This is a genomic window from Bradyrhizobium nanningense (assembly GCF_004114535.1).
Taxonomy (GTDB): domain Bacteria; phylum Pseudomonadota; class Alphaproteobacteria; order Rhizobiales; family Xanthobacteraceae; genus Bradyrhizobium; species Bradyrhizobium nanningense.
In genome coordinates this window covers 252,347-264,425 of record NZ_LBJC01000019.1, presented here as the reverse complement: position 1 = coordinate 264,425, position 12,079 = coordinate 252,347, and the positions used below count along the sequence as shown (strand labels likewise).

At 65.8% G+C, this 12,079-nt stretch carries 12 protein-coding genes; 5 read left to right on the top strand and 7 right to left on the bottom strand.

Translation table 11 applies throughout. The features are described 5' to 3' along the window. Positions 1-801 precede the first annotated feature (801 nt). The gene (locus XH84_RS12900; protein WP_128920967.1) at positions 802-1,662 is read right to left on the bottom strand and encodes a LysR family transcriptional regulator; all 861 of its coding nucleotides are present in this window, start codon (positions 1,660-1,662) and stop codon (positions 802-804) included. 103 nt (positions 1,663-1,765) lie between these two features. Between XH84_RS12900 and XH84_RS12895 the strand changes: the two genes are divergently transcribed. Beyond that, the gene (locus XH84_RS12895; RefSeq protein ID WP_164936454.1) at positions 1,766-2,758 is read left to right on the top strand and encodes a zinc-dependent alcohol dehydrogenase family protein; all 993 of its coding nucleotides are present in this window, start codon (positions 1,766-1,768) and stop codon (positions 2,756-2,758) included. A 95-nt stretch (positions 2,759-2,853) separates the two neighbouring features. On the opposite strand, the gene XH84_RS39710 is transcribed toward XH84_RS12895, so the two are convergent. Together XH84_RS39710 and XH84_RS12885 are read right to left on the bottom strand one after the other, a co-directional pair. Beyond that, complete coding sequence (locus XH84_RS39710; protein ID WP_245471709.1) at positions 2,854-3,096, bottom strand: hypothetical protein; 243 nt, start codon at positions 3,094-3,096, stop codon at positions 2,854-2,856. A gap of 346 nt (positions 3,097-3,442) precedes the next feature. Further along, a complete protein-coding gene (locus XH84_RS12885) occupies positions 3,443-4,516 on the bottom strand; it encodes a hypothetical protein (RefSeq protein ID WP_128920966.1) in 1,074 nt (357 codons plus the stop codon). 250 nt (positions 4,517-4,766) lie between these two features. Between XH84_RS12885 and XH84_RS12880 the strand changes: the two genes are divergently transcribed. Continuing rightward, entirely contained in the window at positions 4,767-5,801 is a 1,035-nt protein-coding gene (locus XH84_RS12880; RefSeq protein ID WP_128920965.1) for a patatin-like phospholipase family protein, read from the top strand. Here XH84_RS12880 and XH84_RS12875 read toward each other — a convergent pair whose 3' ends face one another. Next, the gene (locus XH84_RS12875) at positions 5,802-6,230 is read right to left on the bottom strand and encodes a CBS domain-containing protein (RefSeq protein ID WP_128920964.1); all 429 of its coding nucleotides are present in this window, start codon (positions 6,228-6,230) and stop codon (positions 5,802-5,804) included. Positions 6,231-6,420: 190 nt separating this feature from the next. Then, on the bottom strand, positions 6,421-7,242 hold the full coding sequence (locus XH84_RS12870; RefSeq protein ID WP_128920963.1) for a rhomboid family intramembrane serine protease: 822 nt from the start codon (positions 7,240-7,242) through the stop codon (positions 6,421-6,423). A gap of 455 nt (positions 7,243-7,697) precedes the next feature. Between XH84_RS12870 and XH84_RS12865 the strand changes: the two genes are divergently transcribed. Then, positions 7,698-8,252: a PAS domain-containing protein gene (locus XH84_RS12865; protein WP_128920962.1), complete on the top strand. Its 555-nt coding sequence runs from the start codon at positions 7,698-7,700 to the stop codon at positions 8,250-8,252. A gap of 160 nt (positions 8,253-8,412) precedes the next feature. Here XH84_RS12865 and XH84_RS12860 read toward each other — a convergent pair whose 3' ends face one another. After that, on the bottom strand, positions 8,413-8,799 hold the full coding sequence (locus XH84_RS12860) for a COG4315 family predicted lipoprotein (RefSeq protein ID WP_181769364.1): 387 nt from the start codon (positions 8,797-8,799) through the stop codon (positions 8,413-8,415). Positions 8,800-8,944: 145 nt separating this feature from the next. On the opposite strand from XH84_RS12860, the gene XH84_RS12855 reads away from it, so the two are divergent. Together XH84_RS12855 and XH84_RS39705 are read left to right on the top strand one after the other, a co-directional pair. Then, the gene (locus tag XH84_RS12855) at positions 8,945-9,451 is read left to right on the top strand and encodes a GNAT family N-acetyltransferase (protein ID WP_128920960.1); all 507 of its coding nucleotides are present in this window, start codon (positions 8,945-8,947) and stop codon (positions 9,449-9,451) included. Positions 9,452-9,578: 127 nt separating this feature from the next. Next, the gene (locus XH84_RS39705; protein ID WP_164936453.1) at positions 9,579-9,893 is read left to right on the top strand and encodes a hypothetical protein; all 315 of its coding nucleotides are present in this window, start codon (positions 9,579-9,581) and stop codon (positions 9,891-9,893) included. Between the two features lie 78 nt (positions 9,894-9,971). On the opposite strand, the gene XH84_RS12850 is transcribed toward XH84_RS39705, so the two are convergent. Then, entirely contained in the window at positions 9,972-11,918 is a 1,947-nt protein-coding gene (locus XH84_RS12850) for a DEAD/DEAH box helicase (protein ID WP_128920959.1), read from the bottom strand. Between the last annotated feature and the right edge of the window lie 161 nt (positions 11,919-12,079).

The following is a 12,079-nucleotide window of genomic DNA, read 5'->3' as shown; positions in this document are numbered from 1 at the left end:
TACTCGTCCGAATAGGACCGACGTTGCCGTTTTGCCATCTGACACCTCTCGCTGCCTAAGCTATAGGTGTCCACCGATTTAGGGGAGGTCCACCTTCGCAACCTCGCGGCGCATTTCGCCCGAGCTTTGCCTCGATGCTTCACCCTCTGAAAATGAAGAGAGCGCGGGGAAGGCCGGGAGCCGGTTGGCTCCCATCGAACCGCCATGCCAAGAGCAGACTGCGTGTGCTTCATGCATAGCGGAAAAGCAGGGCAACCGGAGACATCCCGGCCTTCCCCGCGCAGTGGTTTTACGGCTTATGTCGTGCTCTCCCCGGGGAGCGATGCACTATTGCCCCCGTCGCCTTGCGGATGATCGATGCGCCTGCCCGGTTGGGCCGCCACATCTCCGCAACACTTGGCGCGCAGACCCCGGGCGCCAGGACCACACGATTTTGCCGTACGCTCAAATCACACCGGTCGTGTGCGCGACGGCTTTGCTCACGGTTGCCCGCCCTGCAAAACCTCTTCGCGCCGATGCAATCGGCGTCCACCGCCGCCCGGCCCGCGTTCGTGACGATCGCGATACGCCCCTCTCCTTGGGCCGGGTTGCGGCGACACATACGAGACTTCCGAATTTCGGTAAAGCGTAATATTTTCGATAGCGCGGATTGACCTAGGGCTCGCGTGTTTTGCCCGTCGGCAACGCAAGGTCTCGTAGCCCGGGTGAGCGCAGCGACATCCGGGATTCTCATCGAGAGCGGCCCCGGCTATCGCTGCGCTCACCGGGCTACACGCTCACCGGGAATTCCGACATCGCCGGCTACGGAGCTGGGCCCGCGAGCCGTTCGATCACCAGATCGAGCAGCGCACGCAGACGAGCGAGCCGCTTCAGATCGCGATGATAGCCGACATAGGTGTCGCGGCCGGGCGGCGTCGCGCCGATGTCGAGCGCGACCAGACGGCGGTCGCTGTCGCCGAGCGGCCGCGGCAGCACGGCAAAGCCGCCGCCGCTCGCGCAAAGCTCCGCCTGCACCTGCCTGTTGTTGCTGCGCGAAGCAACGCCCGCATTCGGCAGCACGCGCTTCAGCCAGACCGCGTCCGGCATGTCGGCGAACTCCGCATTCATGGTCACGACGCGAACGCTGCTGCCGTCGCCGGCGCGCGGCGGTTTGCTGCCCTTCTTGCCGTAGAGCGCGTAGGGAATGTGCAGCAGCTTTCTGGAGATCACCTCGGGCTCGCTGAACGGCTTGATGCGAAAGACCAGATCGGCCTCGCGCCGCGGCAGACTGTAGAGCCGCGCATCGGTCAGTAGCTCCACCGTCACGGCGGGATGACGCTTGCCGAACGCGGCGATCACCGGCGACAGCATCACTGTCCCGAACCAGTCCGACGAGGACAGGCGCAACAGTCCATCGAGCTGCGTCGTCGCTCCGGACACGTGGCGCTCCAGCGCGAGCGCCTCGTCCTCGATCCGCTCGGCGTGACGCAGCACGGCGTTGCCCTCGTCGGTCAGCACGAAGCCATCCGCCGTGCGCTGGAACAGGGTCTGCCCCAACGCACCTTCGAGCGCGCGAAGCCGCCGCCCCATGGTCGGTTGGGTCTGGCCGATTTTCCGCGCGGCGGCGCCGAGCGTGCCTTCGCGGGCAATCGCCAGGAAGATGCGCAGATCGCTCCAGTCCATCAGAACTCCTGTCGTACAAAAATGTATGGATACCGTACAGCCTTGTTCCTTCTCATGCAAAATTTCATGAGCATATTGGGGCCGACAACGGAGCAAGACGGTCATGACGACACAATTGACGATGCGCGCCGGCGTGCTGGAGGCTCACAACGGCCCCTTACGCCTCTCGACGATTTCCAGACCCGAGATCGGCCCGCGCGAGGTGCTGGTGCGGATGCGGGCGAGCGGGGTCAATCCGCTCGATACCAAGATTCATGCCGGTACGGCCGCGCATGCGCGCCATCCGCTGCCGGCGATTCCGGGGATTGATTTGGCCGGCATCGTCGAACGCAGCGGGAGCGAGGTGACGCGGTTCAAGAGAGGCGACGAGGTCTACGGCATGACCGGAGGGGTCGGCGGCGTACAGGGATCGCTGGCCGAATTCGCCGCGGTCGATGCCGATCTTCTCGCATTGAAGCCCGCCAATCTCAGCATGCGGGAAGCTGCCGCCCTACCCCTGATCGTCATCACGGCCTGGGAGGGCCTGATCGACCGCGCGGGCCTGAACGCGGGCCAGAAAGTGTTGATCCACGGCGGCGCGGGCGGCGTTGGTCATGTCGCGGTTCAGATCGCGCGCGCCTTCGGGGCGGACGTGTTCGCCACGGGCTCGGCGTCGCAGCGCGTCACCATCGAAGCCTTTGGCGCGATATTCATCGACCGCGACAGCCCGGTCGAAGCCTACGTTGCGCAGCATACCGGCGGCCGCGGCTTCGACATCGTCTACGACACCGTCGGCGGCAAGGTGCTCGACGCCTCCTTTGAGGCGGTGCGTCGCTTCGGTCATGTGGTGAGCGCATTGGGCTGGGGGACACACGCGCTTGCCCCGCTGTCGTTCCGCGCCGCCACCTATTCCGGCGTGTTCACGCTGCTGCCGCTGCTGTCGGGCGAAGGCCGCGCGCACCATGGGGAGATCCTGATGGAGGCCACACGCCTCGTCGAAGCCGGCAAGCTCGTGCCGCTGCTCGACCCCAGGCGCTTTACGATGGAGAGCGTCGGCGATGCCTATGCGCTGATCCGCGATCGCGCGACGAACGGCAAGCTGGTCGTCGATGTCTGAGGTTGTAGCTCATAGCCCGGATGGGCGCAGCGACATCCGGGATTCCGTCGACGGGTATCGCTGCGCTCACCCGGGCTCCGAAGGCTCGTCCGCTGCTAATCCTCGCTGGACGCCGCCGAGCGGTTGCGCAAATAGGCCTGCGACAACAGGAAGAACAACGCGCGCTCGCCGTGATATTTGGCGGACGGCCGGGTGCGCTCGAAGCCGTCGGCAAAGATCTTGCCGGACTGGTCGCACACCTGCCATCGCCAGCCGAACCGCTTGCGCCTGGTGAGGATCACTTCGAACATGCCGACGAGCTTGGTCCCCTGCTCCCTGCCGGTCTCGCAGACACACAAGTCTGCTCCGGCCTCCTCCGTCAGACGGAGGCCCCGACATATATCGCAGCAGGACGGAAAGAGAATAAAATTGATTGTCGGAAATAGGTATCTTCCACCGGCTGTGATGAACGCGCGAAGCATCAGGAATAAGCCAATGGTGCCGGTGTTGATGCACTCCCGCCGCAGCCTGGAGCGCTGACGGGTATTCAAAACAGAAGACTGGATTTGCTGCCGAAGAGCCTCCGTGCACCAGCACGTTGGGCGACGGTGGTAATGGGAGATGGGTCAATTGTGCGCGGAATGAGAAGAGTCGTGCGAGGGGCATCGGTCTAGCGTCTCGCCGGGCGGCATCGCCGCCCAAGCCCTATCGCGCCACGACCTCGACCTCGCCGTCGACGCCGTTCACGACATTGAAGCCGCGCTCGTAGACCTTGCCCTCGTTCTTGGCGATGGCGCGGTATTCGCCTTCGGAGAGCACCACGCGCGGAAAGGCACCGATCGATTCCTTGATGACGTCGCCGCCCGGGGTCAGCACCGACCAAGCGGTGTTGGCCAGCGCCTCGCCACCCTTGTCGCTGACCAGCTTGAGCGTGATCACGGCGGCGCGGTGGGTGATGGTGACGTCGGTGAGCTTGCCGGCCTGGACGCGAATGTCCGAGCGCACCACCGAATTGGCGTCACCATAATTGGAGATGATGTAGTAGGTGCCTTCCGGGATCAGCACGACGTCGCCGGCGGCGACATTCGGCACCAGCGAGGCCCGCTCGCCGGATTCGAACTGGCTGCCCTTGTAGATCGCGAACGAAATCTGGTTCTGCGGAATGCGGCTGGTGCCGACCCGGCCCTCGATGCGCAGGCCCCCGGCCGGCAGCACGAAGGATTCGCGATCGGTCTCGGCCTTCAGGCTGACGGTGCGCACCGCGCTGACCAGGCCGAAGGCGACGTGCACGACGTAGTTGCCCGGCGGCAGCACGATGTTGGGCGTGGCGTTGCGGTCCTCGCGGATCAGCTTGAAGGTGCCGTTCTCGTCGGGACGGTCGGCAAACACGCGCCAGACCAGGCCGCTCGTGATCGCCGGTGTGTCCTTGCCGTATTTCGCAGTCAGCGACAGCACGCCCTGTCCGGGCACGGCCGCATTGAGCGGCGCGGCCGGCGGCACGGTGGTGACCGCGGGCGGCGGCATGCTGGGCGTGGCCGGCTGCATCAGGGTCGGCGGCAGGCTTGGAGGGCCGGCGCCAGGCCCGGAGGGCGGCGCCAGGCTGACGGCGCCGCCGGGGTCAGGCACCGAAGCCGGCGGCACCGGCGGCGGGCGATCGGAGAAAAGCTGCGCCTGCGCAGCGTTTTGGCCCGAGGTAACGAGGCACGCGGCGAAGATCAGCGCCGGCAGCAGCCTGCCGCTGCGCCGCCATCCGATGATGCCGTCACCCCCGCGTGTCATACCTCCTGCTTTTCACCGAAAACGCGGCAAATTCAAGCCTCTAAAGCCCCGCGAAATACGGTCCCGGACGGTTCTTTGGAACCCGGTTGAGGCCTGCGTGATTATCGCGGAGGCAACGCCCCTCGCCATACTCCTGCCCCGTGCCCTCTCCAAAGCGGCATAAACCATGCTTCGCCCTGGTTCTGGCGGAGCGCGAGTGCGATGCCTAGTCTGAGCTTACGGGCTGGCCCCGGCGTAGGAGAGAGTTTCGGTGCTGGACAGATTGAAAGGTCGGGGCGCGAACGGCTCGAATGGCGAGAAGGTGGGTCTCGGCAGCATCCGTCGACCGATCATTGGCCTTGCCTTGGGCGGCGGCGCGGCGCGCGGCTTTGCCCATATCGGAATTCTCAGGACACTGCTTGCCAACGGGATCGTGCCCGACGTCGTGGTCGGCACCTCCATTGGCGCCGTGGTCGGGGGCCTCCATGCGGCCGGCCGGCTCGATACGTTCGAAGAGTGGGGGCGCAGCCTGCAAGGCATGCGCAACATCCTCGGCTATCTCGACATCCGCCTCAACGGCTCCGGCCTGCTCGGCGGCGAGAAGCTGGCGACCCGGCTCGAGGCGGCGATCGGGCAAGTCCTGATCGAGGATCTGCCCATCAAGTTTGCGAGCGTCGCGACCGAGGTTCGCACCGGTCACGAGATCTGGCTGACGCGCGGCCGTGTGGTCGATGCGATGCGTGCGTCCTACGCCCTGCCCGGCATCTTCGCGCCCGTCCTGATCGGGGACCGCTGGCTGGTCGATGGCGCGCTGGTCAACCCGGTGCCGGTCTCCGCCGCCCGCGCGCTCGGCGCCGAAATCGTCATCGCGGCAAATCTTTCCAGCGACATCTTCACCCATTCCACGACGATCTATTCACACGGCGCAGTGCCCACCCCAGTCGCGCCGGAGGCGGAGGAACCGACGGCCAAGCGGCGCTTCCCGCGGCTGTTCTCGCCCGAGAAGACTGTGAAGCGTGAGTTTTTCGGCGGCAACGGCCGGCCCGGCATCTCCTCGGTGATGGTCGATGCCTTCAACATCATGCAGGACCGCATCACCCGCGCCCGCCTCGCCGGCGATCCGCCGGATCTGTTGATCACGCCGCGGGTCGGCCAGTTCGGCTGGTTCGACTTCCACCGCTCCGAAGACTTGATCGCTCATGGCACGCGCGCCACCGAGCGCGCGCTCGCCTCGATCCAGGAGGCGATCCATGTGCTGGCGCCGGCGCCCGCGGGCACCGCGCCAAAAGCGGACGAGCAGACCTGATCAGGCGGTCTTGATGTAGTCGCGCAGGGCTTCCTGCTCGGACTCGTATTCCTGGACCCGACGTTTGACGATGTCGCCGATCGAGATCAGGCCGACCACCTTGCCGTTGTCGATGACGGGCAGATGGCGGAACTTGCCTGTCGTCATGGTCTCCATGAGCTCGGCGACCGTGTCGGTCTCCTTGCAGGTGACGACCTTGCGGGTCATGACCTGAGCCACCGGCTCTTCCAGCACGCCGGCGCCGCGCTCGCCGAGCACGCGGACGATGTCGCGCTCCGACAGGATGCCTTCGAGACGGCTCTGGTTCATCACCAGCACCGCACCGATCTTCTTCTCGCCGAGCAGTTTGATCGCGGCAGCCAGCTTGGCGTCGGGCTCGACGCTCACGATCTGGTGCCCCTTCGTGTTGAGAATGGAACGTACCGTCATTGTCGCCTCCCTGAATCCGAGCCCTCCGCCTCTTGGCGGTCAGGACTTGTTCTTCGAGTCTTCAACTAACAGTTTCGGCGCGGGTTTCGCGCTCGCGCGCTTGTCGAAGCGTTGCCGCTATGGGTTTGTCGCTTCGGAACATTCTTCCCGCAAATGATGGATGAATTCGGGCTGCGCCGCAAGCGCCGCTTCAAATACGGTCTGAAACGTCCTGTGATGACGCATCCGCAGCATCGTTTCGCACGCGCGGCACGGGATCGAACAGGGTGAATAGCAACAGGCCGGCGAAGAAGCCGCCGATATGCGCCTGCCAGGCGACGCTCGTGGTTTCGGCATCGATGCCGATCGCGCCGACGCCGAAGATGATGTTGACGCCGAACCAAACGCTGAGGAAGCCGACCACCCGTCCGTCGCGCAGCGCGCGCGACAGCGGCAGCGCCGGAACCTTTGCCGCGGTATCGGCATCCGTTCGGTTGAACGACAGGAAGCTGCCGCGGACGAAGGCGAAGCGGATTGCGGCTGCCATCGCGCCCGACACCGAGGCCGAGGCGCCGATCATCGGCGCCACCGCATGCTCATGGGTGAGGAGATGGGCGAGCGCGCCGGCCGCTGCCGTCACCTCCAGAAACAGGAAGAACCTGACGGCGCCAAAGCGCCGCGCCAGCGCGCTGCCGAACGGCAGCAGCCACAGCACGTTGAAGCCGAGATGGGTCAGATTGGCGTGCAGCAGCGAATAGGTGACGAAGGTCCAGACCTTGGCCCCGGTGCCACCGGGGATCTGCAAATTGAGCAGGGAGGAATCGTAGCGCTTCGGGATGAAGCCGAAGACGTCGATGGTCCAGTTCTCGAGGTCCGGCGGCAGCAGCACCCGCAGATGGATCCCCGCCAGGAGGACGATATAGGCGGTCAGCGCCCCGGGCAGCGTCAGGACCGGCTCGCGCGGAGCCTCCTCATGGGCGGCAGGCAGGTCGAGCTGAGGATCTTGCGACGAATCTTGCGGCGGGGAATCCAAGGCAGCTTCGCTTTCAGGCGCGATCGGAGCGATCCACTTGCAGATAGTCGCCTTTGCCGCCCTTGCGCAAGTGCACAAAAGGAAAAGGCAGGGCCCTGGGAAAGCCCTGCCTGTCCGTGTCGGCCTTTTCCGCGCCCGAGGAATGAAGGTGTATCCCCACCCCTCCCCGGCCCGTGGCCAAACTGTTTGACGCCCTGTGTACCGACCCCGCCGAGAACCTGGAGAAAAGCGGCGGGGCTTGCGACTGCGATCACCTTAACAGGGCCGCTGCCGACGCAAAGTCCATAGTTAATTTAACGTTAACGACGCAAAGGCGGCCTCAAGGCAGGCGAAAACGCCTCCTCGGCATGGACGCTGCAAATCCCCTCCTGCACAACAACACAAGGGATCGCGGCTGCACTGAAGCGGGACAGGTTTGTCCCTTCGGGGTTGCGCTCCGGGGTAAGCGTTCAGACATGAAACATCCGTCAAGCCGCGCGTTCTTCGCGTATTGGGACAAGAAGCGTGGCGCCGCACGGGCCCCTGATCGGGCCGACATCGATCCGGCCGCGGTCCGCGGCCTGCTCGGCGACATCTTCGTGCTCTCCTGCGAGCCGAATCTCGGCTTCCCGTTCCGCGTCGCCGGCACGCGCGTCTGCGCGCTGGCAGGGTGTGACCTCAAGGACCAGAGCTTTGCGGCGCTGTTCGCTGATGCGAGCCGCAGCGAGATCGAGGAGATCACGACCATCGTCGCCGACGAGGCGTTAGGTGCGATCGCCGGTGTCACGGCCGCGCGCGAGGACGGCAGCAAGGCCTATCTCGAGCTGTTGCTGCTGCCCTTCAACGCCCGCCCGCATACGCCGGTGAGTGTGACCGGCGTGCTCGCGCCGTTCGACGACGAGTGCGGCGCGCTTTCAGCCTTCACCCTCACCTCCTGGCGCTATCTGCACCAGCCGGAGAAATTGCTGCCGCGCGCGATCCGGAAGTTGCAGGTCGCACGCGGGCTGATGGTGTATGAGGGGCTGAGATAGTCTCGTATCCCGGACAGACGGCAACGAGCTAACGCTGCTGCGCAGAGTCGGGGCCTAACCTCTCAAAAACAATCGCGGTTAGACGGCCCCGGCCCTGCAGCTCATCACCTCGCGGTACTGAGCTGCGCTTGGGGCAGCAGACATTCTCAGACGCCTGCTCTCACGGCATCGCCAGGTGCCAGGCGCCGTTCAAGAAACCGTCGCCGGTGACATCGCCGGGCTTCTGGTCTTTGGCGAAAGTGTAGAGCGGCTTGCCCTTGTAGGCCCACTGCTTCGAGCCGTCGTCGCGGGTGATGATGGTGTAGCCGTCGCCGGCGGCGTCGCTCGCCTCGGCCTTCAGCACCGGCCAGTTCGTCGCACATGGACCGTTGCAGGCCGACTTGCCGTTCGCATCCTTGTCGAAGGTGTAGAGCGTCATGCCCTTGGCATCGGTGAGCACGTTGCCCTTGTCGGTCTTGCCGGTCTTGGTCGGCGGTGCGGCGAAGGCTGCGGGAACGATTGCGAGCGACATTGCCAGCGCGAGCGCGAGGCGGATCGAGGACGTCATGATATCTCCTGTCATGCAATTGGCTTGCATGGGTAGGACGCCGGGCGCGGCCTGGTATTCCTGAGACGTCGGCAAAGATATTTTTCGCTGCGCGCCTCGAGGCAGCGGAATAAACTGGACCGACCGAACCGAACGACGGAAAGACATGAGCAAGCCGCATTGGCGTCCCGCGCACGCATCCGACCTACCCGCGATCAGCGCGATCGCGGCGCGGCTACATCCTGATCTTCCCGAGAGGCCCGAGGTGTTCATGGAAAAGATGCAGCTCTATCCTCCGGGCTGCCGCGTGCTCGTCGCGGAGGATGCGATCGCCGGCTACGGCCTCGCGCATCCCTGGAAGCTGCATCGGATCCCGCCGCTCGACGGTTTCCTTGAACGCCTGCCCGAGAACGCAGAATGCCTCTACGTGCACGATGTCGCCGTGCTGCCAGACCGGCGCGGCGGCGTTGCGCGCGACTATGTTGCCGGGATCGCGGAGCTGGCGCCCGCATCCGGCATCGCGACGCTCGCGCTGGTCTCGGTCTACGCCACGCGGCCGCTGTGGGAACATCTCGGCTTTCGTGCCGTCACCGCCGATGGGGACCTGCGCGCCAAGCTCGCCTGCTACGGGGAAGGCGCGACCTATATGCTCCACGACCTCGCTGCGACGTAACGTCCCTGCCCGACCGCCCCCGGCTCACGCGCGCGTGAACCGCCGCCTCGAACCGGGTTGGACCAGCCTCCGTCGAAGGGATGTGCGAGCCGTTCCGGTCTCGCCGAACCGAGGCTGGAGAAAATTCATGAAGCTTACTTTGTCGAAAGTTGCTTTGATTGCATGCGTTGCGACGAGCGCGTTCGCAACGACCAGCGCCAACGCGGCACAACACCGAACCGACGGCTGCCAGTTCGCCTTTTTCGAAAGCTGTGGCATCGTCGCCGACACGTCGACCCCCGGCCGCGCACGCCGTACCGTCGTTCGCCTCAACGATACCTCGCCGACCTACATGAAGCAGTCTGACCCGCGCTACAGCTCGGCCATGCGCGATGCCGGTGGTGGCGGAGGTGGCGGCGGCGGCGGTGGCGGTGGTGGTGGCGGCGGCGGTGGCGGCCGCTGAACTCCCACCTGACCTTTCGGATGATGTCGCCGGTGCAATCCGGCGGCATCATTGCCGTCCGTGCTGAACGACGGCGGTTCAGCCGCGATGCTTTTTCTTCTTCTTCGTCTTCTTTCCCGGTGCGCCCTTCACCGGCCACGGCGTGACCGACGGCTCCGCGCGGGCCTGCTTGTCGCGATGCTTCTTCTTTCCAAAAGGCGGCGCATCGTCGAATCTCGGTCCGCGCTCGCCGGACGGTTTGCCGCGTGGTTTGAATTCACGCGCCTCGCGCGGTCGCTCGTCGCGACGTTCGCGATGATCGCCATTGTCGCTCTCGCGCCGCGGCGCACGTGACCGCTCTTCCGACGGCACCGATCGCTGCGGCGCCTCGCCCAGCGGCTCGATCCGGATGCTGTCTTCCTTGTCCGGACGCTTGATCTTTGCGGCGAAAGATTCTGCGGCCTGCGCTGAGATCTCGAACTCGGTTGTGGTGTCCATGATCTTGATGGCGCCGATGTCGCGTTTGTCGATGCCGCCGCGGCGACAGATCATCGGCAGCAGCCAGCGCGCTTCCGCATTTTTGCGCCGTCCGATCGCCGCGCGGAACCAGACGCTGCCCTCCGCCATGACGTGTTTCGACGACGCCTTTCCGGACTTCGATCGCGGCTTGGCGGCGCGATCGTCGCCGCCTTCAAACCTGTCGCGCCCGCGCTCGTCTCGCGGCCGGCCGCTCCGCTCGCCCGGATCGATGATGTCCTCGGGTGACGGCAGGCGCGCCCGATAAAGCCGCGCCAATGCGGCCGCGATGTCCTCGGCCGACCGCTCGGCGAGCAAAGCCTGCGCCAGAGCCTGATCGTCGGGGGTCGTCTCCTCCGTGAACAGCACGTCCTTCATGCGCGCATGATCAAGCTTGCGGATCTCGTCCGCCTGCGGCGCCGTGCCCCAGGCCGCGTCGACCCCCGCGAGATTGAGCAGCAGCTCCGCGCGCCGCCGCCGAGCCGGCGGCACCAAGAGGACGCTCGTCCCCTTGCGGCCCGCCCGCCCCGTGCGGCCCGAGCGATGCTGCATCACCTCGGCGTCGTTGGGCAAGTCCGCATGAATGACGAGGTCGAGGCTCGGCAGATCGATGCCGCGGGCGGCGACGTCGGTCGCGACGCAGACGCGGGCGCGTCCGTCGCGCAGCGACTGCAGCGCCAGGGTGCGCTCGTTCTGCGTCAATTCGCCCGAGAGAGCGACGACGGAAAAGCCGCGCTCCAAGAGCGCGGCCTGCAAATGCCTGACGTGATCGCGCGTGCTGCAGAACACCAGCGCACTCGGCGCCTCGTAGAAGCGCAGCACGTTGACGACGGCGTGCTCGGCATCGGCGGGCGCGATCCGGATCGCGCGGTATTCGATATCGGCGTGACCGCCTTCGTCGCCGGCGACCTCGATCCGGAATGCTTGCTGCTGATATTGCTTGGCCAGCGCGACGATGCCGCGCGGGAACGTCGCCGAGAACAGCAGCGTGCGGCGCGTCTCCGGCGTGGTCTCGAGGATGAATTCCATGTCCTCGCGAAAGCCGAGATTGAGCATCTCGTCGGCCTCGTCGAGCACGACCGCCTTCAATTCGGAGATGTCGAGACGGCCGCGGCGCAAATGGTCGCAGAGCCGTCCGGGCGTGCCGACGACGATATGGGCGCCGGCTGCGAGCTCGCGCTGCTCGCGGCGCGGATCCATGCCGCCGACGCAGGAGACCACGCGCCCACCCGCATGCCCATAGAGCCAGGCGAGCTCGCGCTGAACCTGCATCGCGAGCTCGCGGGTCGGCGCCACGATCAGGGCGAGCGGTGCGGCGGCGGGCGCAAACTGCTCGGCATCGCCGAGCAGATCCCTGGCCATGGCTAGGCCATAAGCGAGGGTCTTGCCGGAGCCGGTCTGCGCCGAAACCAGGAGGTCGCGATCGGCGGCGTCCTCCGCGAGCACGGCAAGCTGAACGGGGGTCGGAGAATCATAGTTCCGCTCGGCCAAAGCGCGGGCGAGCGGCGGGGTCAGGGCCGGAAAAGACACGGGATGGAGAACCTTGGTTAATTCAGGCGCGCAAACGGTGAACCGGCGGGCCCGAGCTCGCGTGCGCGGCAAACGGCCCGGCCACACGCTGGATTTGATCTGGCCGCTCTTTACGCCAAGAGTTCGGAAATCACCATGCCTATGATGCATGGCTTGGCCAG